The sequence below is a fragment of the Mariniradius sediminis genome (genome assembly GCF_021491425.1).
Taxonomy (GTDB): Bacteria; Bacteroidota; Bacteroidia; order Cytophagales; family Cyclobacteriaceae; genus Mariniradius; species Mariniradius saccharolyticus.
The window spans coordinates 127843-152418 of sequence record NZ_JAKEVZ010000009.1; the positions used below are offsets into that span (position 1 = coordinate 127843).

Below are 24576 nucleotides of genomic sequence, written 5' to 3' on the forward strand. Positions count from 1 at the left end.
TATTAAACCTTACAGCCCCAATTTAGAGCGGATTTTTTGGTTTTCAAAAAAATCAATCCGAAAAACTCACATTGATGAAGCTCGCGATCCCAAACCGGAATCCTCCCCGTTGGTAATTGCCATTTTCGAAGCCGGCACCCATTTCTACTCGGAAAATCCTGAAAAGATTGTCCAAGGAATAGCCCACCTCCCAATAGTGCGGTGAGTTCTCAGTCTTGAGATAGTTCAGGAAGATATTTTCGCGGACTCCAGAGAATCTGAGCATCGGCAACTGTGTCAGCAAGAACTTCCTGAATTGGTAATGCATGATGCTGCTGATGTAAGCGCCCTGCGTGCTATATTGGTAATAATCCAAGAAGCGATAGTTGGACGCCACACCCATATTGGCAAAAATGGTCCTGTTACCGCCAAAATGCTTGAAGTCCTGGAAATACACCCGATCCTGGTTGAGAAAGGTTCCCGCCTTGATATTGAAGTCAAGCTTGCCACTGACTCCGAAATTGAAGAAATGCTCTATCCCACCTTCGAGCCTATCAAATCTTGCCGCATTTTGATTGTTGAAAACCGACGAAATCGCTCTGGTATAGTTCAGGACCAGCATAGGGGCCGATTCGTAAATAGGGTTTTTTCGTCCATCGCGGATGTAATACTTCATACCAGGACGCCATTCTATGTTCCCGTGCCAAATCAAGGCATGATGGTCGTCAAAGGCACGGTCTGGGGCCTCGATGTTGTCGGGTCTATTGGGCATGTACGATCTCTCGGGTCTATTGTAAAAGCTGAAATCCGTATTGTTTTCCAACTCCCGTCGGTAGGCATACAGGAGGTTGGTGCGGAATGTAAATGCATCGGTCACCCGCTGGGAATAGGCCAGCTTCACAAAATCCTGCTCGTAGAGCTTCATATAATTCTGCCGCAAAAGCAATGAATACGCAGCGTTGACCAGCTCTGAAATCGGGTTCTCGGGATTGAATTGATAAATAAACCTTCCACCCGTCAGCGTTGCGGTGTTTCCCGGCCTTCCCCGATTGACGGACCTTCGGATCTCGAAAGTGCTGTAAAGGCGCTGGCTCGAAAAACCATACCTAAACTCCGGCTCAAAATACCAAACCCTTCTGAAGTTGGTAACCGAATCGGCCATTTTTTCCGTTTTTTCTAACCTGTAAAATCCCGCCAGCCCAACTTTGAAACCCTCGACCGTATTGAAGGAAAACTTGGTCCAGTTGGTACGGAATCCAGCTGATCTTCCCTTTCCGAAACTGTAGGAGCCGCCGCCGATGATTTCCAAGGGCTTGAAACCTCTTCTTGCTTTTTTTGCAATGGAATCGACATCGCTAACCTTGGCAGCCTCGATGGATGCCAAGCTGTCGTCCCGCACATAACCCCGGATTTCGGCCTCGGTAAGTTTGACAGGACGGATGCTATCCCAATAGGCGAGGCTGCGCTTTCTAGCCAATGAATCGACCTTGTAGGACCGTTCGGAAATGATCTCTTCATCCTCCCGTTCTTTAAGGGCTTCTTTCTCATATTCATTGATCAGTTTCCGAAAATCCTTCTTGGTCATTTTGTCCGCATTGGCCAGCTGCTCCAAACTCGAGAGGTTTTTGTTGAAGCTACTCACGTCCGTCGGTACCTCGTCAACTTTTTCATCGATGATTTTGGTCTCGACGATTAGGTCTGGATTGAGTGTGACCTTGTAATCCCGCGTCGAGGCGAGGTATTTGTACTCGCCTGCAAATCCAAAAAACTTGCCGCCAAAAGTGTAAGTGTGGGTCGAAGGCATCCAGACATTTTCGGCCACCGGCTGGTAAAGCTGACGCACACCAATCTGAAAGCCCAAAAGCGATGTTTTTAGATCAAGGCTATGAATGGCCCAAAGTCCTTCAATGATATAGATATATCCGTCAAAGACCAACTCGCCCGGCGACCGTGGCTGCACTCGTATGCGGTTGACCAAGACGCCGTCTTCAGTAAATGAACCTTCGTACCTGAACTTGTAATAGGCAAACGCCGAAGGTGAAAGCGGCGAAATCGCGTTGTTGATTTTTGGATTGTAAAAACTCGTCGCGATGTAGGGTGCGGGTGAAGTCTGATTGTTATCGCCGTTGGTGCGGATGCTGATGACTTCTTCCTCGACTGCATTGGGCTGTTTGAAGGTGATCTTGGAAACCGACTCCGTTGTATAGGCTTCGTTGAGTTTTACTCCTTCTTTTTCCAACTCCTTTTTCATGAAAAACGGCGCATCGGTCAAACTCCCCGTACCCTTGAGGTACACCATCATGCTGTATTCCTGCACCTGCATTCGGTGGTATTTTGCTTTGGAAATGGCTTTCCGCATGATCGTGAGAGCGGGGTCTTCGGCCTTTGTATTGACCGTCACCTCCTGAAGGGAATAGACCTGTTCGCTCATTTTGAAATCCAGCGTGACCCACTCCTCCAATACCACGACCGTCTGAAGGTCGGAAGCATAGCCGAGGTATTGGGCCAATACGTCATAAACGCCCTTCTTGAGCTTCAACTCATACTCTCCATTTTGGTTGGTGGCTACTCCTTCACCTGTATTTCGGATGTAGATGGAGGCAAAAGGCAAGGGTTCACCCTTTTCGGTAGTGACTTTTCCCCTGATGCCTTGTGCGAAGACCCCCTGAACAATGCCCAAAAAAAACACACCCAGCCAAAAGATTTCTTTCAATCGGACCATAAAACAACAATTATCCTCGAAAATACAAGATTCAAAATTGAACGATAAGGTTGCTTTGGGGTTATTGACAAAAATTAACGATGGAAGCAGGATTTTAAATTTATTTAAATTTTCCGACAAAAAACAATACTATACCAATCTCACTTTGTTGCAACATTGATTTCGAAAATCCTTCTAAAGGGGAATCCCTCTTCATTTACGCCCTCGATTTTCATGAATACGCGCTTTGTCAAGTCCGAAAGTGGTATTTCGAACTCAAATTTGCCGTCATCCGACCGCGTGCCCGCTGAGGGATTCCAATACAAGGTCGGCCTCGGTGGGATTGGAACGCCATTGTTGCTGATCTTTGGAAATTCAAGTGGCTTCGTGAAACCTGGAAGCTTGAAAACCTGAAACTCTGTTTTGTCAAATTCATAGGGTGATTTCGGAGTTGTCGTTTTTCCTTTCTTGGTCGTGATCGAAATCACGCCCCCTGCTGCCCGTGTACCAAAAACAGCGGCTGCATAGGTGTAAACTTCGATCGATTCAACCTCACTGGCTATCAATATCTCCAACTGTTCCCGTCCCTGCTCTCCCGACAGTAGCAGGCCGTCTACCATCACCAAAGGTCCCCCGGTTTCCAAGCCCCAGTTCTGCCTCATCATGATGCCACCCGAAAAATTCATTTCTACTATATCAGCGACTTTCATTTGGGGAAATCTCTCCAAAAAATCCTGACCAATGGTCTTATCCCCTTTTCCATACCCATAATTGTTTTCAGTCGGGGTGAGTATCCGTTGGTCAGCCACTTCGATTTCTTCCAAGTCAATGATATCCTTGTCCGGCCATAAATCCGTCCAAACATCGTTACCCATTTCCTCCAAAAGCATCAGCGTGGTGTCAAATTCGAACTTGTGAACTGGCCGAGCCGTCTGGACTAATTCCACGGAGCCTTTTCGCTTTCGCCTTTCGTCCAATGCAGCGATCGCCACCTCGGCACTGTCATAAAAAAACATCCCGTTCGTGAAGAAATAACCCATGCTGTCCGAAGTGATGATTCCAAAATCCTCCATATCGCCAACGACCACTGTTAGTGGAACGGCCAGTTGCCGATTCCTAGACCTCCCATCGGAATAACTGCCCTCTAGCGAAAGCCCGTTTTCGATCTTGTATGGCTGAGGCTCGATCATTTTCGGATCAGGGGCCTGATACAGCCACTCGGTCGCCTCCTCAAGGTCCTTGTCAGGAACAAAAGATGTGAGCTCGGCGTCCACAAGCGATATTGTGAATTTTGCCTCTACAGGTTGATCGTTGGCATCTTTGATTGAAACAGCAAATTTTCCCCAAGGTGCGCTTGAGTCGTCCCTGTAAATCGCTCCACTCGGCTCAATCGTCCAAGCGAAGTCCAGGTCATCCTCTTCTTCCGTCGAATTTGCAAATGCTGGCCTATTCCCTTTAGGAACTATGGAAACGTATTTGACTGTATACCGCCCGCCTTCATAATTTCCCATCCAGTTGGTGTATGCGAGGATAGCATATTTCCCTTCCGGAAAATCCTCTTCGAGCAGGAATTGTCCATTTGTAGTTCCATTCTCCAAAAAAAAGACCCCAGACTTGACTGTCTCCAATCGATCATTTACCAAATCCACATAGAGCGTTCTGCTGAGCGTATCCGCAAAAAGACTGTTTTGATAAAGCATCTGTGCCTGCAGCCACATCATTTCACCTGGATGGTATACCGATTTGTTGAGACTGAGATGGGGTCGCTCCATCAAGTTGGTCCATTTGACTTCCTCCACTCTTTGGAGCGTCACCTCGGCCATAAGGGGATTATCCATCTCCTCAGGCATAAAATCAAAGGGAACAAACCGCGCCACTCGCTCACGGCCCATGTTTCCGGATCTAACCAACTGCTTTGGATCCAACAGCACGCCTGCTGCGTCGACATCAAAATAGCCGTCAGGGGCCTCCAGCCAACTGATTGCATGGTAAATCCGGGAATAATAATCATTGATCCAAAACTTCTTGGTAAAGTGGACTTCCACTTTTGAAGGCCAATTTATGCGATAAATACCCCCCGGAATCTCCTCGATCAGGGTGGAATCCTCTCTCATCGGATGAATAGTCCTGCCAAGTTCTTCCTCAAAGCGATTGGTTCGCAATTGCCCCATGGGAGGGAGCGTGACCTCATAAAGCTTAAACCCATCCTCCTCGGCTCTCCTTCGGAGCAAGGATGATAAAAAATGTTTGACCGATCCGAAATAGGCGGAGTTGCGCGCAATTTCCCATTGGGACGAATCAATAGACTGCTCCATGGTCTTAAAATTCGCCAGACCAAAGTAGTGAAAGCCTCCGCTCATTTCCACGAATTCTTGCAAATGGTACTCGATTTGGTAGCCCAAAGCGCGGTTTTCGATCAATATCGGCTGGGATGCGCTGGCCGCCAGAAATTTCCCTCGGCCCGGGATGCGCCCCTCTTCAAAATCCACCACCCAAGGATTTTTAATTTCTATTTTGCTAAAAAAAGGATCGTCGGGTACTGCCAAAAAGACCCGCTCAAAACGCCGCATGTATCTTTCCCAGCGTTTGTCCCGCTTAGACTTGAGCATGACTTCAGACAGGCCTTCTTCCTTCGGCGAAAGCTCAAAATTGACACTGATCTGGGAACGGCCTTGCAGAGAAATCTTCCTAAACTTGGTATGATAGCCGACAAATGAAACTGCAAGCTCCGGATTGGGAGGAAGGTCGCCACTGATACGGTAATTTCCCTTGGTGTCCGTGACTGCGCCGATAGTTGTATTGTTGACGAAAACGTTGGCGAAAGGAAGCGGAAGGCCCGTTTTTTCGTCTTTGACGTTGCCTGTAATTACCTGCGCATACAGACTGGGGCAACCTGAAAAAAGGACAAGTAAAAAACAACAACACGCAAAAGCCGATCTAGACATGCTTCCCTTTTTAAGTTTCCTCGAGACTCTATTTTTGGATTCTTCGATTTCCAAGCAAGAACACACGCTTCCAAAATAATACTTAAAAACTGTTTCAGTCTCGTAAGTCTTTCTTAAATTCCAAACTTGAAAGTTTCAAAGTAAGAATCGTTAGTGAAAGGGACAACTTTTTTTCGAGCGGCCGTCCGGACAATTATTCTAAAGGTAAGGGCCATTAATTCTATGTATTCAGCATTGACATGGACCCTTTTTTTCATTTGCTGGCTCACTTTTGCAAATACCACTTTGGCCCAAAACGATGAAGCTCAGGTAGTTTTCAAAGCTCCTGAAAATGCCAAAAAGGCAAAATACTTCCTTACGGGCAAAGTCATTTTCTTCGAAACAGGCGAACCGCTACCTGGCGTGTCCGTGCATATCGATGGCTTTTTCACCGGAATCAATACCGATGCGAATGGCCAATATTTCGTATCCCTGGATTCGGGGCGACACAGAATTGCCTTCCGCCACTTTGGAAAACAAGGTAAAATCTACCAGGTCGATTTGTATGGAGACGGGGTCTTGGACACCGAACTCACCGGGCTCCAGTTTGAACTCGATATGTTTACGCTTCGATCGGAGGAAAGGGAAATGATCGTGAAAAGCCCCATAACGGGAGTGACCAAGATGAATATCGACGAGATCAAACTCGTCCCTACGCTTCTCGGAGAGCCGGATGTGTTCAATGTACTGCAGGCGATGCCGGGCGTTACTTCGGTAGGTGAAGGCTCGGCAGGTCTCAATATCCGTGGTGGTCAGGCCGACCAAAATTTGATCTTGATGAATGAGGCTATCGTCCTCAGTAATAGCCATGCTTTGGGGTTCCTGTCGTCATTCAACGGTGATGTCGTCCAAAATTTCACCCTTTATAAAGGCGCAGTTCCAAGCAATTTTGGCGGAAGAAGTGCGTCAGCTTTGAACATCGAGATGCGAAAAGGGGACAAGGAAACATGGAAGGGCTCCGTGAGTTTGGGGACCGGCGTGAGCAAGCTGATGCTGGAAGGTCCGCTGGTCAAGGAAAAAACAGGATTGATCGCTGCAGCGCGAAGGTCTAATGCCAATTGGCTGCTCCGACAGGTTGATAACACGGATGTCAGGGCTAGCGACATCCGGTTCCATGACTTGTACCTGGGTGTCAGCCACCAATTTTCCCAAAAGAATAACCTGGATCTGAATATCCTGAACACCGGTGACTACTTCAAATTCTCCAATAATTTCGGATTCGAATGGAACAATTTTGTCAGCTCGATTACCAGCCGAAACCTGATCACGGATGATTTTTCCTTGGTAGGAACGGCGGCCTATGGGAGTTTCAACAATGGTTTTTTTGAACCATCGGATATTGACCCGTCCATCGTGAAGAATGGCTTGTATTACTATCAAGGAAAAATTTCAGGCTTGTGGACTTTGGATAAGGCCGTACTCCAAGGTGGAATTGAAGGCGTGATGTACCAAATGCGGCCCGAAAAACTCGAACCATTCACACCCCAATCCGGCATCCAACCTCAATCCATTCAAAAACAAAAGGGGTTGGAATGGGCACCTTTCGTTTCCGCAGAATGGAACCCGAATGAAAACTTCACCCTGATGGCAGGCTTGCGGTATTCGATGTACCAGCAGATGGCCCCGGATACAGTATTCCAATATGAGGCGGGATTGCCGATTTCAACAACTACCCAAACCGGGTATGAGTTTTTTGAAAATGGGAAAATAGTGGGATACCAAGGCTTGGAACCTAGATTTTCCCTGAGGTACACATGGGATGAAGTCCATACATTCAAAGCTGGATTTGCGGTCCTGAATCAATACTTGCAAACCATCTCCAACGCCACTGGCCCCACGCCGATTGACCTTTGGCAACTCAGCACGACCTATATCCTGCCCCAAAGGTCACAAAACTATTCTGTCGGGTACTTCCGCAGCCTGAAGGAAAACAAGTGGACCGCGTCCTTGGAAGGATTTTTCCGAACAACCAAAAACCAACTTGAATACCGGGATTTTGCGAATTTATTCTTGAACCGGCAGCTGGAAACAGAGCTGATTCAGGGACAGGGAATGGCTTTCGGGGCCGAATTGATGATCCAAAAAAATATCGGAAGTGTCACCGGTTGGCTGGCATACACCTTTAGCCGATCTCTGGTTAGGACTGTCAGCCCTTTCCGCGAAGTCCAAGTCAACGGCGGAGACTGGTTCCCCACCAACTTCGATCGCCCACATATTCTTTCGCTCGTGACCAGCTTCCATCTAGGTAATCAGCGTGATTTCAACATCAACCTCAATTATTCGAGCGGAAGACCTGTAACGGGCCTGTACTCAAACTATGTAGTGGGTGGTGTTTTTGTGCCAAACTTTGGAGACAGAAATCAGTTTCGAATTCCCAACTATTTCAGGATCGATCTTTCCTACCTGGCAAATGGCCCCGTCAGGGCTTGGGACGACAAGATCAATATCAGCGTCTATAACCTGTTGGGGAGAAGAAACGCCTATTCGGTATTTTTCCAACGCGACGGTCAGCTGCAGCGATTGGTTCCTTATCAATTGGCGATACTCGGTGCTGCATTTCCGTCCATTACGTACACAGTCAACTTTTCCTCCAAATGACAAACAAGTCTAGCATATTGACATTTTTGCTCTTATTGGCGGCCGGTGTACTTGGAGGTTGTATCGATCGCTTGGATTTTTTTGGAGATACCCAAGGAGGGCAGTTGGTGATTTATGGCATGGTTAACGATGTGGATGAGGTACAACGACTGGAGATTTCGAGGACAAACCTACAGGGATTCAACCCGAAAGGGGAAGATGGTGCATCCGTGACCCTGCTGACCCAGGATGGCAGGAGGCTGCGCTATACCAACACCGGAAATGGCGAATATCAACTAGCGGGGTTCAAAGGCACACCTGGCCAAAGCTATTCCCTCGAAGTGATCATCGGCAAAGACCTTTATGAAAGTACCGTACAGACCATGCCGACCATATTGGCCGTCGATAGTCTGGAATTCAGGTTTGGAAGAGAAATGTTGGATACCGAGGCTGAGGAAGGGATATTCGTTGTAAGCGCAACCTCAAACTTTCCGGAGGGGGATAATTCAGGTTTTTTCCGATGGACCGCCGAAGAAACCTATCAGTGGCAACGCACTTGGCTACCTTGTGTCGGCCTCTGCCCCCCTCCCCCAAATCCATGCTATATCTCAGATTTGATGGATCCCAACCGCATCAACCTATTCGATGCAAATTCCACGAGGACACGACAAACCCGTCAGGAAATAGCCAAAAGGGCTGTGGACAATTCGTTCATCGGGATTTTTTACGTAAGCCTCAAACAACACAGCATCACGCGGGATGCTTTCGAATATTGGCGAAAAATCGATCTCATCGTCAACAACAGAGGCTCTTTGTTCGATATTCCTCCTGCGCCTGTGTACGGAAATATCACCAACAAAAACAACCCTGATGAGATTGTACTTGGGTTTTTTGAGGTTGCAAGGGTGAGATACACCCGAAAATATGTCAATCCAGCAGATGTACCATTCTTCCTGACACGTCCCTGTGACATCGTGGTCGGCAAATCGGCCGAAGACTATGCCGCGGAGTGCGTCCAATGCGAAGTCAGGGCCAAAGGCAGGGCTTGGACAACGACTGCCCCAGAATGGTGGTTTAAGGACTAGAGATTATTCGAAATCCAGTATACCCAGAAAAATGAATTTTTATCGTCCGCCGAGAAAATAACCATCTAATGGGAATTTAGGCGCACTACAGGCAAGGTTCTAATTGAATCCTGGGCAAGGGCTGATTTTTATGTAGGTCCAAGACCTTTTCCCCAACGGGAGTCCAAAAACGGAATTCTTACCTAACTCATAATTTTTTTTAATAATATTCAAAAAATCATTTAATATTTTGATTGATCAATAAAAACAATCGATTTTTTTGATTTTTTCATTTTGTGGTTACTTTAGCAACCAGATTATTTACATTTTTCATGTTTTTGTAAAAAGTAAGTAAAAAATCAAACCTATTATTATTAAATCTATAAAACCTATGAGAAAATCAGTTACAAATTTGACCAAAGCGATGGCAATTTCTGCCATTGTTTTCACAGCACTCTGCGCCGCACCCGCAATGGCACAGGAAGAAAAGCAGTTTAACTTCTCTGCGACACTCAATTCCGATCAGTTCTTCGGATTTTACCCCACGTTCCAAGGGTCTTATGGTGTTTCGGACAAAACCGCGCTCACCTTCTACGGCATCTTGTGGTCAGGGGGTACCGGGGGAAACTGGGGCAACTGGACAGAATTTGGTATTGGTGCCAACTTTCAGGCCGCTGAGGGACTTTCCATCAATCCACAGATCGGTATCCTCGGCGGTAACCTGCTCAGTTCAGGAACACGCGGCCCAGCCATATTCGGTGACGGTATCGTTCCAAACCTTACAGTGAATTTGCTAAGGGAAAAGACAGAAGGCCAGCTCTACTTCGGCTACTATGCGCCACTTCGCGACGAAGCGCCTGTCAATGCCACCCCTGCCGGAACAACTTTGGCTTACATTCACTATTGGGTCAACTTTGGTTTTCGTGCCAGTCAGTTCTTCTCGCTCGGTGCGCACTATGAGCATTTGATCAATTCCGGAGGTTCCAATGTTTCAGAATCCTCTGATGTATATCAATGGCTTGGCCCCTATGTGCAGTTTAGCAAGCCAGGGGGTGGGCCTTTCGCACGGTTCTCCTTCGGCACCGACTTGGTGGAAGGCAACGATTCATTTTTCAAACTTACGACCGGATTCAGTTTCTGATTTTTATAAAAAAAGGCCGGCTAAATCCCGGCCTTTTTTATTCGCAGAAAGTACTCTGTCATTGTTTGCTCCCGAATGAAATTTCGAATCAAAGCGAAATAGTATCTCTGGAACCTCATTTTTCCGAATTCGCCACCAGCCCTGGGCTACTTTCGTGTTTCGCCTATTCTGCCATTTCCAGACAAAAGGTTCTCATTTTTCCTCCAAACAGACCCAATAAAGTGTCACAAATCCTGTCATTCTGACACAAAAGTCCCGGTAATGCCCATTGGCACGTGAGTTGACTCATGGGGATTGTGTCAATCACGTAATCAATAACTAGAAAAATATAATATCATGGGAAAAATCATAGGCATTGACTTGGGTACTACCAACTCCTGCGTTGCTGTTATGGAAGGTAACGAACCGGTGGTGATCCAAAACTCAGAAGGAAGAAGGACCACGCCATCCATCGTGGCTTTTCTTGACAATGGAAATGGAGAACGAAAAGTAGGTGACCCAGCCAAGCGTCAGGCTATCACCAACCCATCCAACACCATTTCCTCCGTGAAAAGATTTATGGGCAAAAAATTCTCCGAAGTCTCTGAAGAGAAAAAACATGCCTCTTACAAAGTTGAACCCGGACCAAACGATACGGTTGCGATCAAAATCGGCGACAGGTCCTATACTCCGCAGGAGATTTCGGCAATGATCCTTCAGAAAATGAAGAGCACTGCAGAGGATTTCTTGGGACAAACCGTCACTGAAGCCGTCATCACCGTGCCCGCCTATTTCAACGATGCGGAGCGTCAGGCGACCAAAGAGGCTGGACAGATTGCAGGTTTGGATGTGAAAAGGATCATCAACGAACCTACAGCCGCTGCCCTCGCCTACGGCATGGATAAGAAAAACAAGGACATGAAGATCGCTGTATATGACCTTGGTGGCGGTACTTTCGATATTTCCATCCTCGAATTGGGTGACGGGGTATTTGAAGTGAAATCCACCAACGGTGACGTGCACTTGGGCGGAGACGACTTTGACCAAGTGATCATCAACTGGCTGGCACAAGAGTTCCAGACCGAAGAGCAAATGGACTTGAGAAAAGACCCAATGGCACTTCAAAGACTGAAAGAGGCAGCTGAAAAAGCAAAAATCGAATTGTCAAGCTCTGCCTCTACAGAAATCAACCTTCCTTACATTACAGCGACCCAAACAGGGCCAAAGCACTTGGTGAGAACCTTGAGCAGGGCGAAATTTGAGCAGTTGGCCGAATCGCTTATCAGAAGATCAATGGAGCCCTGCAAAAAGGCACTCTCTGATGCTGGTATGACAGCAGCAGACATCGATGAGGTAATCTTGGTCGGTGGTTCCACAAGGATTCCAAGGATTCAGGAGGAAGTTGAGAAATTCTTCGGAAAAAAACCTTCCAAGGGAGTCAACCCTGATGAGGTGGTGGCGATCGGCGCTGCAATCCAAGGTGGTGTCTTGACAGGTGAAGTGAAGGACGTGTTGTTGCTAGACGTAACTCCACTGTCCTTGGGGATCGAAACCATGGGTGGTGTTTTCACCAAACTGATCGAGGCCAACACGACCATTCCTTCCAGGAAATCCGAAGTGTTCTCCACGGCATCAGACAATCAGCCTGCGGTAGATATCCACGTATTGCAAGGCGAAAGGCCATTGGCAAAAGACAACCGTTCGATCGGTAGGTTCCAATTGAGCGATATTCCACCTGCACCAAGGGGCGTGCCACAAATCGAGGTCACATTCGACATTGACGCCAACGGTATCCTCAACGTATCTGCCAAAGACAAAGGCACTGGAAAGGAGCAAAAGATCAAGATCGAAGCTTCCTCCGGCTTGTCACAAGACGATATCGAGAGAATGAAGCGCGAAGCTGAAGCCAATGCAGCTTCCGACAAAGCCGAGAAAGAAAAAATCGAAAAGCTAAACCAAGCCGACAGCTTGATTTTCCAAACCGAAAAGCAACTCAAGGAATTTGGCGATAAGCTTTCCGATGGCAACAAGGCCAACATCAGCGCAGCTTTGGAATCGTTGAAAAACGCACATGCGTCCAAGGACATTGCAGGTATTGACGGAGCAATGGCCAACCTGAACAAAGCTTGGGAATCTGCTTCCCAGGAAATGTACAACGCCAGCCAAGGCGCAGGTGCAACAGGCGGTGCACAGTCAGGGCCTCAACAAGGCCCTAGCAATGCCGGCGACGGTGTATCCGATGTGGACTACGAAGAAGTCTCCGAGGACAAAAAGTAATCCTAAATAGGTTAAAAAATGCAACGGCATCTGTATGAAAGTACGGATGCCGTTGTTGTTTGAAAAGAAAATCTCACATTCAGTGTTTGAGACAAGATGCTGTTTGCAGCGGTATCTCAAATCTCATGTCTCGTTTCTCATTTCTAACCCATGCAACTGACCCCAGACAACAAACTCAAAAAGCTGATCATCGTAGGCGACCGTGTTTTGATCAAATTGAGGAAAGCCGACGAGAAAACCTCTTCAGGACTCTATCTCCCACCAGGTGTTCAGGAAAAGGAACGCGTACAACAAGGCTACATCATCAAAACCGGACCAGGCTATCCAATCCCAACCCCGGTCGAAGACGACGAACCCTGGAAAGACCGGGATGACAACATCAAGTACATCCCGCTTCAAGCCAAAGAGGGCGACCTTGCCATTTTCTTGCTGAATGGATCTTACGAAGTAATCTATGAAGGCGAAAAATACTACATCGTCCCCCAACAGTCGATCTTGATGCTGGAGCGGGAAGAGGCGCTTTGATTTGGGGATAGTGCCAAAAATCCCGCCAATCTGTCAAATGATGGATATTGGCGGGATTTTCTTTTTGTGACCAACGTCGAAGTTTGCAAATCTGCTCACAACTCGATCACAGTCTCCTTCCCGGCGATGATTTGGAACACTTTGAATGTCGGGGTGGTGTTTTCCCCCACAAAATACTCGATTACATAGGTGCCTGGCAGCAGGTTATCGATCACCTTGTTATTGACAAGGGGACCTTTCAACAACTCAGAACCCACGGGAATAAAGCCGCCCCTTACTTGAAAGGTGGCTTCAGTAGCGATTCGATACTCCAGGTACCTGAAGGATGAGATCAATTCCAGCCTCAGGCTACCATCGGTGGGATTCTCAGGAATCTCCGTACAGGAAGCAATGAATACAAAAAGGAGCAACAAAATCCGGTTGGTTTTCATGGAAGTAGAATAGTTGGTTTAGGAAGATGCTTCATTGATGGATTGACAATACAAAAGACGCAAATGCCGGGCGGCAAAACTTTGTGATTATCATCAGCGCCGAGAATTGTTGAAGAATGCAAAAAAGTATCCTCAAGCGAAACGTCAAAAAAAAAGACGCCATTTTGGCGTCCTTTACTTAAGGTTTCAAAGCCTTAATTATTCTTCCAAGGCTTCTTATTCTTAGCCTTTGGACCTGTCACCTTTTTTGACGTGTCCAAAGTGGTGTCTATTGGCGTTGTTGCGTCAGTTTGATTCCAAGGCTTTTGGTTTTTGAATTCCGGACCTTGAGCCTCTGATCTTTCTGACCGAACATCGGCAGTTACATTTTTAGCTTGTGATTTCCAAGGCTTGTAATTCTTAGCCGCTGGACCTTTCAACTCATTCCATTCCTGGGCATTTGCTGCGCCTATCCAAAGCAACATTGCCGTACCTATCATCCATAACTTTTTCATATTCAAAGTGATTTGGGTTTTTTCAGTTTCAGTATTATACACGCGAAACTAGAAAAAAGTTTATCCAAAAACAGACTTTTATTCTCCCAAACGATACTAAAATAAAATTTAATACTGATTATAAGTTTTTATTATGCAAAAAATGGATGATTTTGACCCCAATATTTGCCAAAAAATGATTGAAAAAAGAGAAATGAGTTTCTTTTTGAACCCGAAATTCAGCCACCTCGCCAAAAAATCAAAAAACCTGCTTTCCGTCGAAAGGAAGCAGGTTTCTCGAAAAATTTTTTTGAAATTCAGCCTAAAAAGAAAATACCGCAGCCAACAGGAATGAAGATAGGTTCTTCGAAGCGGCTAGCTGGTTGTTGAGAAAGAAATTCTCTTTCATATTGTCTGTCCTGATTTCAGGAATCAACATGAGGTTATCGCTCACTTTCCAATTGCCTGAGACAGTAAATGCAAACACGTTGCCATCTCCGTTGGAATCCAAGCCGATGGCTCCGTCGATACCGGTGTTGAATACTGAGAAATATTCACCCCTAGCCCCTAATTTGAGTTTCTCGGAAAGTGCCGCTTGCAGATAACCCGCAACTCCGTAGAAACCAGAATTGTCACTGGTCGCATCGATAATTGTAGACCCGTTATATACTTCGCCCGGTGCAATCGTATTGTAGGTTGCATTCAAACCGAGGTAGAGCGATTCGGTCAAGTCGTATCCCGTTGTCAAATCGACTTGGAATGTGGTTCCGGCAGATGTTGCACCGGTGTTGGCAGGAATATCGGTATCAAATTTTCCATCTTGGTCTCCATACAAAAAGTTCAAATAGGTGCTACCCTTGTCTCCTGTGTACCCCAATTGTGCTCCAAATGTATAGCTATCAAATTGGTTGAACTCAGTCATATCAGTAGGGTTCATGACTGCGGCCATGAAAGAAAATTTTTCACTCAAAGCAAAATCAGCCTTTAGGCCCGTGTGGGAGAATGGCCCATAGGAAAACATGTAGGATGTAGAATAATTGAAATTACCTACGGGCGAAATCACCTCATAGCCAAGGTAGGTATTGAAATTACCAAACGTCAGGGTGACTGCTTTCGAAACATTCCAATACACATACAATTGGTTGACTATCTGTGAGCTTCCCGCCATGCCCCCGGTATTCATCGGGGAACGAAAAACGGCATCCTCACCGCGAGGACCATAGACCAAGTCAGCGACTACGCCAACGTTTTTTCCTTCATAGGTGGTAATCAAATTGAACATCCCAAGTGCAATTCCGGGGAGATTACCAAAGGAAGTTGCTGGAGCTTGTGCAAATTCACCCTTTGTGGGGCCATTGAAGTTGCGTCTAAAATAGACATCTGCAGAACCGGCAAAGGTCAATTTTGACTCTTTCTCTTTTTCTTCACCCTCTTCCTGGGCGATCACTGGCATTGTAAATAGTAATAATAGACATATTATTAGCAGGTGAAAATTTTTCATTTTAGTTTTGATTATCGGTTAAACATGGTTTGACTGAAGAGAACCCTGACCCAATCGAAAGAGAGTCGCGTTTTTTTCCTTGGGCAGGGTTCTTGCTTTGTAAGTAGTTGTAGTTGTTGGTAGCTTGATTTTTTTATTCGTCAAATACGATGGTATAGCCCCTGATACCGTGCTCATGGGAATCCAAACCGGAGCGCTCGTGCGCCTCGGAAACCCTGATACCGACGGTAGCTTTTAGGATATAGAAAATCAGGAACGCAGCCCCAAATGCCACCGCGCCGCAAATGCCAACGCCTATCAATTGAGTCAAGAAGCTGTGTTCTGGATTGGTTGAAAAAATACCGACGGCCAATGTCCCCCAGATCCCGCAGGTAAGGTGAACAGAAACAGCGCCGACAACGTCATCCAGCTTGAATTTGTCAAGCATCACAGCGGAAATTACCACCAATATGCCGGCAATAAATCCAATCAGCAATGCCGCGGCTGGAGTGAATACATCCGCACCGGCAGTAATCCCGACGAGTCCCGCAAGGATACCATTGAGCAACATGCCCAAATCCAAACGTTTGAAAGCGAAATATGCCGCCAGGAATCCGCCAAGTCCTCCCGCTGTAGCGCCAAGGCTCGTAATCACCAAAACTGAGGATACCAAAGCAGGATTTGCTGACAGGACTGATCCGCCATTGAACCCAAACCAGCCAAACCATAGCAAAAATGTCCCAATCACTGCCAATGGAATACTTGCTCCAGGTTTTGAGACAGCCTTGCCATCGATATACTTTCCGATCCTTGGCCCGACGAGGATGACGCCAGCCAAAGCGCCCCATCCACCTACAGAATGGACCAGCGTAGAGCCTGCGAAATCATAAAAGCCCATGGCTTTCAACGCTCCACCCCCCCATTGCCAGCTTCCGATAAGGGGGTAAACCAAGCCTACAAAAAATACTGTGAATACCAAATAGGCCGACAATTTGACCCGTTCCGCGATAGCGCCGGAAACTATCGTCGCGCAAGTCGCTGCGAACATCGCCTGAAACAAAAAGTCTGTCCAGTAAGTGTACCCACCACTTGCATAGGCCGCAGAAACATCAGCATCCCCTGGACTGAACCAGAACATGCTCCATCCTGAAAGGTTGAACGCAAGCCATCCTGGACTCTCAAATCCGGGATACATCAGAAAAAAGCCAATCAGCGCATAGGTAACAATTCCTATTATAGGAGTCACCGTGTTTTTGAATAAGATATTCACGGTATTCTTGGCCTGACCGAAGCCAGTCTCAACTCCCGCAAAACCAAGGTGCATAATAAACACCATTGCGGTACACAGCATCATCCAGACATTGTTGGTCGTCAGGAGGTTTTGCGCAATCTCAGCCGTCACATCGACGACTCCGGGGTCCTCACTCACATGAGCTAGGGTTACATTGATCCACTTCATAGGTTTGAAATTTAGAAAAACACATTTTTATGAAATTTTATATAGGTTTGATCGATAGCTTGATGCTAATCTAAATACATTTTTATCAAAAATTAAAATCATCTATTGCCACCACACTTATCAAAAAGCCTGATTATTAAATTTTATGTATAATTTTTGCCAAAAAAATTTGATTTTTTTAATATATAATAAATTATCGTTTTCGTGTCAAAAACAAAGTTTTATTCTGAAAAACAGAAAAGCAAAACCTTCTCAATCGATTCCGCCAATTGGGAGTGGATTTTTGTGACGCAAACAAAAACGAATTTTAATCCAAAGTCGAACTCAGACTAAAAATCGGAAATTGAATATTTCTTATAGTAGGCTTCGGGAAAAAATACCAAAAAATTTTTATCAAAACGTTAAATTTTTTTTATGATTGGGTGTTTATGAAACCATAAAATCAGATTTTTACTACCACTTTAAATTTTATGATCTATTCAATAACCATTTTTCATTCAATTTGTGCCATAAGTGAATTTCTTGGTTCAAAATGACACTCAAGACATCTAATTCTTTACGATTTCGGCGAATTCCTTGGCAAAGTAGCTTAAAATCACGCTTGCACCTGCCCTTTTGATACTCAAAAGCGACTCCAGCATGGCTCTTTGGGGATCGAGCCATCCTTTTTCACCCGCTGCTTTGATCATTGCGTACTCTCCACTGACATTATAAGCTGCGATTGGGAGGTTGCTGTGATCCTTTAGCAGTCTAATCACATCCAAATACGCCAAGGCAGGCTTGACCATCAGGAAATCCGCACCTTCTAGGGTGTCCAACTCTGCCTCTATCAGCGCTTCCTTGTAGTTGGCGGGATCCATTTGGTAGGTTTTCTTATCACCCATCTTCGGGGCCGAGTCCAATGCATCCCGGAAAGGTCCATAAAATGCGGAGGCATATTTGGCCGTATAGGACATGATGGACACATCTTTGAATCCATTCCGGTCCAAAATCTGCCTGATGTGCCCGACCCTGCCGTCCATCATATCGGAAGGACCGAGGATATCCGCTCCCGCTTCGGCTTGGGCGAGTGCCATTTTACCCAAAATCTCCAATGTCTCGTCGTTGAGGATTTTTCCATTTTCGACGAGACCATCGTGTCCGTCGGAACTATAGGGATCCATCGCCACATCTGTCATCACCACCGCCTCCGGAAACCGAGCCTTTACCTCACGAATCGCTTCCAAGTAAAATGTATCCGGATTATAGCTCTCCGTGGCGAATTTGTCCTTTTTGCTGTCTGGATAGGCAGGAAAAATGTCAAAGGCCTTGATTCCGAGGTGGAGGCATTCCTCAATTTCCTTTAACATCAAGTCCAAAGAATTCCTATAAATCCCCGGCATGGAAGCGACTTCCGATCTTTGGCGGGAACCTTCGATCAAAAACAAGGGAAAAATAAAATCCTTGGTCGACAACCTGGTTTCCTCCACCATTTCGCGGATAACTTGGGATTTGCGGTTTCTTCTTGGTCTTCTGTTCATGGGAATTTGGATTTGACTTGGACAAAGGTACCACAACACCACTATACCCCAAAAAACCACCCCTGACAAAATTCACCTTGAAAGTCTCCTGCTGGCAGCGTCAAACTCTTCTTTAATTTTCTCCCAGTAAAAAGATCAAAAAAAACAGGCCCCGAATGAGGCCTGCTTTCAATTATTATAGACTAAACTTAACATTAGAAATTCACCTGCGCCTGTAAACGGAGCAGACTCCCTTTCTGGCGATTTTCAGGTTTAAGACTGTTTTCGAAAGTTCGATCTGAGATCGTGTACATAGCTGTGATTTCCAAAGCTTTGATAATCTGCCACTCTACACCAACCTCAAACTCGTTGACCCGATGCCGCATGGCATCCATCTCAAACTTCTTCCCGCCCTTGAAATAGTGGTACCTCATAAATGGTGTCATTACTTGTTCACCCCTGCGGTACATATAGGAAGCGAGGATATATCCCCCTTCTGTCGGCGCATCGACCACATCGTTTGTCGAAGGGTCAAATTCGGGACCACGACCCCAGTTATACTCGGCCTGGATACCAAACGGCTGCGGGTACAAGATGAAACTTGGCCCATAGCGGAAGTCATCGAATTCAGTCTGGTCAAAGTCAGTCTGTGGATTGCGTGTGATGACGTATTTTCCCGTGTAACCTTGGAATGAGGCTTCGATAAATTGGCCTGACGGCAATTCCCAAGGATAAGAAACCCTCGCCACCATATGAAGGTTCTTGTTCCTCTCCGGCAAATTTGCTGTTTGTCCATTGTACAAACCAAATCCAAACACACCATAATCTCCGGAACCCTTCAATCCCGAGGAGACCAAGCTGCTGAACCTCTTCCGGATTTCAGTAGGCGCATAGTATAGGAAGGCCCCGATATCACGCTCATTAAATACAGCCGAGTTCAGACCGTCAGCACGGTCAAGGGGAATCCTGTTTTGGGAGGATTGCAGGTTTTCAAAACCAAAAGGGACCTTTGATTGCCCAATCCTAATCCTGAACTCCTGCTTCTCATCGAGCCCAATGTCAAAGTATGCGTCACGTATTTGGGCGAAATTATTGCCCCCCGACGCAAAATCCGGCTGGATGTACATGTACACGCGCTCGTGGATTTGTCCAAAAAAGATCATCCGGATCCGACGGAAGAAGAATCCTCCCCCATCGCCGCCCCAGGAGCGGTCGCACTGCGCACATTGAAGGTTTGGGTTGGTCTCGAAAAGGCCATTGTACCGCAATTGGGCATAACCCCGCAATTGAATCGCCTCAAACCACTGCTTTTTGACAGGCACGGCTTCCTTGGAAACCTCTGTCACGGAATCTTGCAGGACGCCCCTTGCAAAAACGTCCCCCAAGGCCAAAGTCCATAGAACGATGGCTCCCGCGAAGAATATTCGCATAGGGAAAATAAGTTAAGAAATGAGAAATGTATTGTACAGCGGTGCAAAAGTGGCACCCTCATATGTCTTTATGATGACGCATATGTTATGTTTCTGTTAACACAAAAATGAAAACGAGTCCTTCTCCGCGATATTTAGGAATACTCAATCTCAAAATGAGAGCAATTTGCGGCAAAAAAAGTGATTTCAGTATGTTAAGCCAGTGTTAACAACATCTCCAATGTTAAAAAATACTTAAGAAATTGTTAACTGAAATGAAGTGAAAAATCGGAAAAAGATTTTGCTCAAAAACCGAGTTTTGCCAATACACTGACATCCATCTCAAAAAAGTCCTCGATGTAGGCTTCACAGGGTGGCAACTGTTCCTTGGTATGGGAAGAGAGGACGCCGACTACCTTCATCCCCGCGTTTTTGGCTGCCGTGACTCCTGAAAAGGAATCCTCAAACACGACGCAAAACTCGGGCTCCACTTGGAGCTTCGCGGCAGACTTGAGGTATACCTCGGGGTGTGGCTTGTGATGGCTGACATGTTCAGAGGCAAGGATTGATTGCATTTGGTGCATGATGCCCAAAGTCCCCGCGATCAACTCCAAATTCGCAAAAGGTGCCGATGTCGCCACTCCGGTGGGCAATCCTTGCTGCTTGAGCGATTGGAAAAACTGCATGAATCCTGCTATGGGATCGACCTTTTCCCGATAAATCTCCCGAAAAAGACTTTCCTTCTCATCTTCAAGCTCGAGCAGTTCCTGCCCTTCGATCTTTCTGCCCAAGAAATGGCTTAAGATGTAGGAATTGCTCTTCCCGTACATATGCAGCGCAAATTCCGCCTCCGTCGGAAACAGCTCACGCTTGGCAAAAAACTCCTTGAAGGCAATCGAATGGTACGGATTGGTATGGCAAATCACCCCATCCATATCGAAAATCACGGCTTTGTTCATGAGGACAATGGTTTGAAATCGCTCGCAAAAATAGAAATAAAAATACCTCCCGGCTATGTTGTGCCAGGAGGGTCATTGAATGATTCAGAAGTAATTGATCGAGTTCACTTTTTCCCTTCAAACTCCCTGACCACCTTCTCGATGATATCGCAGCATTCGTGGAGTTGCTCCTCGGTCATCACCAAGGGCGGGGCGAATCGGATGATATTGCCGTGGGTTGGTTTGGCCAAGAGGCCGTTTTCGGCAAGGCCCATACACATATCCCATGCGGTGCTGCTGTCAGGTGAGTCATTGACCACGACGGCGTTGAGGAGTCCCTTGCCACGCACCAGCTTGAGGATGCTGTATTTGTCCACTAATACCTGCATGCGCTGACGGAAGATTTTGCCGAGCTTGCGGGCGTTTTGGGCGAGTTTTTCATCCCTTACCACTTCGAGTGCCGTCATGGCGACTTTGGCACCGAGCGGGTTGCCTCCAAAGGTGGACCCATGCGTACCGGGCTTGATGACTTCCATGATGTGGTTGTCTGCCAAGACGGCTGACACGGGATAGAAGCCGCCGGAGATGGCTTTGCCAAGGATCAATATGTCCGGTTTGGTGTAGGTACTTTGGCGTTCGCAGTGTCCCGAGCAAGTACAGTTGCCGCATACCGCCAAAAGAGACCCGGTCCTGGCGATGCCGGTTTGGATCTCATCGGCAATGAAAAGGACGTTTTTGAAGCGACATGCCTCGGCCACCCGACGCAAGTAGTCTTCTGCAGGGGTGTATACTCCTGCTTCGCCCTGAATCGGCTCTACGAGAAAAGCGACTACATTTTCATCTTCCAACGCTGCCTGCAGTGCTTCGACGTTATCATATGGTATGCGTACAAATCCCTGCATGTAGGGACCGAAATTTTTGCGTGCGTTGGTATCGGAAGAAAAGGAAATGATCGTCGACGTCCTGCCATGAAAGTTTTGCTCGGCCACGATGATTTTGGCTTGGCCCTCGGATACGCCTTTCTTTTCATAGCCCCATTTACGGGCTATTTTGATGGCGGTCTCCACGCCTTCTGCGCCGGTATTCATGGGGAGCACCTTGTCAAAGCCAAAGTACTCCGTGATGTATTTTTCAAATGGGCCCAAGACGTCGTTATAAAAAGCCCTCGAAGTCAGCGTCAGCGTTCCTGCCTGCTCGATGAGCGCATCCTTGATGCGGGGATGGCAGTGTCCTTGGTTGACGGCTGAGTAGGCGGATAGAAAATCGAAGTAGCGCTTGCCCTCGACATCCCACAGGTATACCCCTTCCCCACGGCTAAGCACCACAGGAAGTGGATGGTAGTTGTGCGCGCCATATTTGTCCTCCAAGGCTATGGCCTGTTTGCTAGAATTGATAGTTTCCATCATAAATTTGGTATTTTTGGGTCCGTTATCGAGCGCCACCGACCTCGCATTTTCGCAGGCAAATATAGTGAATGCCCGATTGAGTCTCATTATGCATCCTAAAAAGAAGCCCGAAAAGCCACAAACCCTCCTCCCGGGGGACTACTATTTCAACGAAAAAGGATTGATGGTTTTTACCGAAAAGTACCATCTCAGGCGGGGATATTGCTGCGGCAGCGGCTGCAGGCATTGTCCCTATCGGGAAAAATAACAGGGGCGTCTTTTTTTATCGCTTTCTTGTCTTTGGCTAAACAAAAAAACCCGAAAGGACTTCTTGTCTACATTTCACTAGGCAATCCTGAAACGGAATCGTATGAAATGCAGGAATTTGCCAAATTTTTTCAGAGGCGCTTGTTGGTAATTCCCACAAAACTCCGATATTTGCAAACTCAATTCAAAAATCGTCTTTCAAAACACGCTCATATATCATGGCAAAAGTTTGTGACATCACCGGTAAAACGCCAAGAACGGGTAACAACGTATCTCACGCAAACAACAAGACCAAGCGTAAGTTTTATCCAAACTTGCACAAGAAGAGATTCTACATCCCTGAAGAGGATGCTTGGATCACTTTGAAGGTTTGTACTTCAGCTTTGAAAACCATCAACAAAAAAGGCATCAGCGCTGTGTTGAAGGAAGCCCAGGCCAAGGGAATGTTTGTCGTAGAATAATCACAAGAAGTTTACCATTTAAATTTATACTATAATGGCTAAGAAAGGTAACAGAGTTCAAGTGATCATGGAATGCACCGAGCACAAAGCTTCAGGTCTTCCTGGAACTTCCAGATACATCACTACCAAAAACCGTAAAAACACCACTACAAGGTTGGAATTGAAGAAATTCAATCCGATCATGAAGAAAGTGACGGTTCACAAAGAAATCAAGTAATATTCTACGGTACGGCATCCGTACATAAACCCTTCCAAAAATGGCAAAGAAAGTTGTTGCGACCCTGAAAAAAGAAGGTGGTGTCACATACGCCAAAGTGATCAAGGCTGTAAAGTCTGAAAAAACCGGTGCTTACACCTTCAGAGAAGAAATGGTTCCTACCGCAATGGTTCAGGAAACATTGAAAAAATAATAACCCAAAGCCAATGGCTGCGGTCAAGAGTCCCTTCAGACGAAGTCTTTGAAGGGGCTTTTTTGTTATATTGGACTTTTAAACCAACCTTGAAAAACATGGGAATTTTCGGTTTCTTTTCTAAAGACAAAAAAGAAAGCCTAGATCAAGGCCTTCAGAAAACCTCTGAGAATATTTTTTCGAAACTCAGCAAAGCAGTCATCGGCAAATCCAAGGTGGATGAGGAAGTCTTGGACGAATTGGAGGAAATTCTCATCACCGCCGATGTGGGCGTGGATACCACCATCAAGGTAATCCGTCGGATCGAAGAACGTGTTGCAAAGGACAAATACCTCAATGCCGCCGAGCTGGACGTGATTTTGAGAGAAGAAATCGCCTACTTGTTGGAAGAAAATAGAAGTGCCGATACATCTGATTTTGACCTACCTGCAGATAAAAAACCCTACGTCATCATGGTAGTCGGTGTCAATGGGGTGGGAAAAACCACCACCATCGGTAAGTTGGCGCACCAATTCAAGCTCGCCGGTAAATCTGTCGTCCTAGGTGCGGCCGATACTTTCAGGGCCGCAGCCGTGGATCAGTTGATCCTTTGGGGACAGCGTGTCGGCGTACCCGTGGTCTCCCACGGCATGAATACAGACCCGGCTTCGGTTGCCTTTGATGCGGTCAAACAAGGGGTTGACAGCAAGGCTGATGTCGTGATCGTGGATACAGCGGGCAGACTACACACAAAGGTCAACTTGATGAACGAGTTAACCAAGATCAAAAAGGTGATGCAGAAGTTCATCCCCGATGCCCCACACGAGATCTTACTTGTGCTTGATGGTTCTACGGGCCAAAATGCCTTCATCCAAGCTAAGGAATTCACACGTGCCACCGAAGTCAGCGCACTTGCCATCACCAAACTCGACGGTACGGCCAAGGGTGGCGTAGTCATCGGCATTTCCGATCAATTCAAAATCCCCGTCAAGTATATTGGTGTAGGTGAAAAAATGACCGACCTGCAGCTCTTTAACCGGAAAGAGTTTGTGGATTCTTTGTTTAAGAAAAAAGGTTGAAATGGAAATGTCTTGTCTTGATGTATAAAAAATCCCCTTTATGGGGATTTTTTATTTCTATCATATTGATTTCTATAAA

20 protein-coding genes are annotated in these 24576 nt (G+C 46.4%); 10 read left to right on the top strand and 10 right to left on the bottom strand.

The window, feature by feature from the left end; all coding sequences use genetic code 11:
* Positions 1–52: 52 nt before the first annotated feature.
* The gene (locus L0U89_RS12880; protein ID WP_234861896.1) at positions 53–2701 is read right to left on the bottom strand and encodes a DUF5686 and carboxypeptidase regulatory-like domain-containing protein; all 2649 of its coding nucleotides are present in this window, start codon (positions 2699–2701) and stop codon (positions 53–55) included.
* A gap of 140 nt (positions 2702–2841) precedes the next feature.
* Positions 2842–5625: a TonB-dependent receptor gene (locus L0U89_RS12885; protein WP_234861897.1), complete on the bottom strand. Its 2784-nt coding sequence runs from the start codon at positions 5623–5625 to the stop codon at positions 2842–2844.
* Between the two features lie 222 nt (positions 5626–5847).
* On the opposite strand from L0U89_RS12885, the gene L0U89_RS12890 reads away from it, so the two are divergent.
* From L0U89_RS12890 to L0U89_RS12910, 5 genes are all read left to right on the top strand, one after another.
* Positions 5848–8262: a TonB-dependent receptor gene (locus L0U89_RS12890; RefSeq protein ID WP_234861898.1), complete on the top strand. Its 2415-nt coding sequence runs from the start codon at positions 5848–5850 to the stop codon at positions 8260–8262.
* Entirely contained in the window at positions 8259–9326 is a 1068-nt protein-coding gene (locus tag L0U89_RS12895) for a DUF4249 domain-containing protein (RefSeq protein ID WP_234861899.1), read from the top strand. Before L0U89_RS12890 ends, L0U89_RS12895 begins: the two co-directional genes overlap by 4 nt.
* 370 nt (positions 9327–9696) lie before the next feature.
* Positions 9697–10446: a DUF6733 family protein gene (locus L0U89_RS12900; protein WP_234861900.1), complete on the top strand. Its 750-nt coding sequence runs from the start codon at positions 9697–9699 to the stop codon at positions 10444–10446.
* Positions 10447–10782: 336 nt separating this feature from the next.
* Positions 10783–12702 carry a molecular chaperone DnaK gene (gene dnaK, locus L0U89_RS12905; RefSeq protein WP_234861901.1) on the top strand — a complete coding sequence of 640 codons (1920 nt, stop codon included), beginning with the start codon at positions 10783–10785 and terminating at the stop codon, positions 12700–12702.
* Between the two features lie 150 nt (positions 12703–12852).
* A complete protein-coding gene (locus L0U89_RS12910; protein WP_234861902.1) occupies positions 12853–13227 on the top strand; it encodes a co-chaperone GroES in 375 nt (124 codons plus the stop codon).
* Positions 13228–13322: 95 nt separating this feature from the next.
* On the opposite strand, the gene L0U89_RS12915 is transcribed toward L0U89_RS12910, so the two are convergent.
* The 8 genes from L0U89_RS12915 to rocD all read right to left on the bottom strand — a co-directional run bounded on the left by L0U89_RS12915 (position 13323) and on the right by rocD (position 22322).
* Entirely contained in the window at positions 13323–13658 is a 336-nt protein-coding gene (locus L0U89_RS12915; protein ID WP_234861903.1) for a hypothetical protein, read from the bottom strand.
* A gap of 194 nt (positions 13659–13852) precedes the next feature.
* On the bottom strand, positions 13853–14152 hold the full coding sequence (locus L0U89_RS12920) for a hypothetical protein (RefSeq protein WP_234861904.1): 300 nt from the start codon (positions 14150–14152) through the stop codon (positions 13853–13855).
* A 301-nt stretch (positions 14153–14453) separates the two neighbouring features.
* Complete coding sequence (locus tag L0U89_RS12925; RefSeq protein WP_439651564.1) at positions 14454–15632, bottom strand: porin; 1179 nt, start codon at positions 15630–15632, stop codon at positions 14454–14456.
* A gap of 133 nt (positions 15633–15765) precedes the next feature.
* On the bottom strand, positions 15766–17070 hold the full coding sequence (locus L0U89_RS12930; RefSeq protein ID WP_234861906.1) for an ammonium transporter: 1305 nt from the start codon (positions 17068–17070) through the stop codon (positions 15766–15768).
* 548 nt (positions 17071–17618) lie between these two features.
* Positions 17619–18590, bottom strand: coding sequence for a porphobilinogen synthase (gene hemB, locus L0U89_RS12935; RefSeq protein WP_234861907.1), 972 nt, complete (start codon positions 18588–18590; stop codon positions 17619–17621).
* Between the two features lie 194 nt (positions 18591–18784).
* Positions 18785–19999 (bottom strand): porin, encoded by a 1215-nt coding sequence (locus L0U89_RS12940; RefSeq protein WP_234861908.1) that lies wholly within the window; start codon positions 19997–19999, stop codon positions 18785–18787.
* Positions 20000–20283: 284 nt separating this feature from the next.
* The gene (locus tag L0U89_RS12945) at positions 20284–20937 is read right to left on the bottom strand and encodes an HAD family hydrolase (protein ID WP_234861909.1); all 654 of its coding nucleotides are present in this window, start codon (positions 20935–20937) and stop codon (positions 20284–20286) included.
* A gap of 104 nt (positions 20938–21041) precedes the next feature.
* Positions 21042–22322: an ornithine--oxo-acid transaminase gene (rocD, locus tag L0U89_RS12950; protein WP_305067153.1), complete on the bottom strand. Its 1281-nt coding sequence runs from the start codon at positions 22320–22322 to the stop codon at positions 21042–21044.
* An 88-nt stretch (positions 22323–22410) separates the two neighbouring features.
* Between rocD and L0U89_RS12955 the strand changes: the two genes are divergently transcribed.
* From L0U89_RS12955 to ftsY, 5 genes are all read left to right on the top strand, one after another.
* Positions 22411–22569, top strand: coding sequence for a C1orf53 family protein (locus L0U89_RS12955; protein WP_234861981.1), 159 nt, complete (start codon positions 22411–22413; stop codon positions 22567–22569).
* Positions 22570–22786: 217 nt separating this feature from the next.
* Positions 22787–23029, top strand: a complete 243-nt coding sequence (gene rpmB, locus L0U89_RS12960; RefSeq protein WP_234861910.1) for a 50S ribosomal protein L28 — start codon at positions 22787–22789, stop codon at positions 23027–23029.
* 34 nt (positions 23030–23063) lie between these two features.
* A complete protein-coding gene (rpmG, locus tag L0U89_RS12965) occupies positions 23064–23246 on the top strand; it encodes a 50S ribosomal protein L33 (RefSeq protein WP_040478783.1) in 183 nt (60 codons plus the stop codon).
* Between the two features lie 40 nt (positions 23247–23286).
* Complete coding sequence (locus L0U89_RS12970) at positions 23287–23439, top strand: DUF4295 domain-containing protein (protein ID WP_234861911.1); 153 nt, start codon at positions 23287–23289, stop codon at positions 23437–23439.
* 98 nt (positions 23440–23537) lie between these two features.
* Positions 23538–24497 (top strand): signal recognition particle-docking protein FtsY, encoded by a 960-nt coding sequence (gene ftsY / locus L0U89_RS12975; RefSeq protein ID WP_234861912.1) that lies wholly within the window; start codon positions 23538–23540, stop codon positions 24495–24497.
* The last annotated feature ends 79 nt before the right edge of the window (positions 24498–24576 follow it).

Bases quoted from the DNA above. Each gene is read 5' to 3' on its own strand.
- L0U89_RS12930 (WP_234861906.1), bottom strand. From the start codon at position 17,070: ATGAAGTGGATCAATGTAACCCTAGCTCATGTGAGTGAGGACCCCGGA.
- L0U89_RS12970 (WP_234861911.1), top strand. From the start codon at position 23,287: ATGGCAAAGAAAGTTGTTGCGACCCTGAAAAAAGAAGGTGGTGTCACA.
- L0U89_RS12885 (WP_234861897.1), bottom strand. From the start codon at position 5,625: ATGTCTAGATCGGCTTTTGCGTGTTGTTGTTTTTTACTTGTCCTTTTT.
- L0U89_RS12915 (WP_234861903.1), bottom strand. From the start codon at position 13,658: ATGAAAACCAACCGGATTTTGTTGCTCCTTTTTGTATTCATTGCTTCC.
- rocD (WP_305067153.1), bottom strand. From the start codon at position 22,322: ATGATGGAAACTATCAATTCTAGCAAACAGGCCATAGCCTTGGAGGAC.
- rpmG (WP_040478783.1), top strand. From the start codon at position 23,064: ATGGCTAAGAAAGGTAACAGAGTTCAAGTGATCATGGAATGCACCGAG.
- L0U89_RS12920 (WP_234861904.1), bottom strand. From the start codon at position 14,152: ATGAAAAAGTTATGGATGATAGGTACGGCAATGTTGCTTTGGATAGGC.
- rpmB (WP_234861910.1), top strand. From the start codon at position 22,787: ATGGCAAAAGTTTGTGACATCACCGGTAAAACGCCAAGAACGGGTAAC.
- dnaK (WP_234861901.1), top strand. From the start codon at position 10,783: ATGGGAAAAATCATAGGCATTGACTTGGGTACTACCAACTCCTGCGTT.
- L0U89_RS12895 (WP_234861899.1), top strand. From the start codon at position 8,259: ATGACAAACAAGTCTAGCATATTGACATTTTTGCTCTTATTGGCGGCC.
- ftsY (WP_234861912.1), top strand. From the start codon at position 23,538: ATGGGAATTTTCGGTTTCTTTTCTAAAGACAAAAAAGAAAGCCTAGAT.
- L0U89_RS12910 (WP_234861902.1), top strand. From the start codon at position 12,853: ATGCAACTGACCCCAGACAACAAACTCAAAAAGCTGATCATCGTAGGC.
- L0U89_RS12945 (WP_234861909.1), bottom strand. From the start codon at position 20,937: ATGAACAAAGCCGTGATTTTCGATATGGATGGGGTGATTTGCCATACC.
- L0U89_RS12955 (WP_234861981.1), top strand. From the start codon at position 22,411: ATGCATCCTAAAAAGAAGCCCGAAAAGCCACAAACCCTCCTCCCGGGG.
- L0U89_RS12880 (WP_234861896.1), bottom strand. From the start codon at position 2,701: ATGGTCCGATTGAAAGAAATCTTTTGGCTGGGTGTGTTTTTTTTGGGC.
- hemB (WP_234861907.1), bottom strand. From the start codon at position 18,590: ATGAACAGAAGACCAAGAAGAAACCGCAAATCCCAAGTTATCCGCGAA.
- L0U89_RS12890 (WP_234861898.1), top strand. From the start codon at position 5,848: ATGTATTCAGCATTGACATGGACCCTTTTTTTCATTTGCTGGCTCACT.
- L0U89_RS12925 (WP_439651564.1), bottom strand. From the start codon at position 15,632: ATGAAAAATTTTCACCTGCTAATAATATGTCTATTATTACTATTTACA.
- L0U89_RS12900 (WP_234861900.1), top strand. From the start codon at position 9,697: ATGAGAAAATCAGTTACAAATTTGACCAAAGCGATGGCAATTTCTGCC.
- L0U89_RS12940 (WP_234861908.1), bottom strand. From the start codon at position 19,999: ATGCGAATATTCTTCGCGGGAGCCATCGTTCTATGGACTTTGGCCTTG.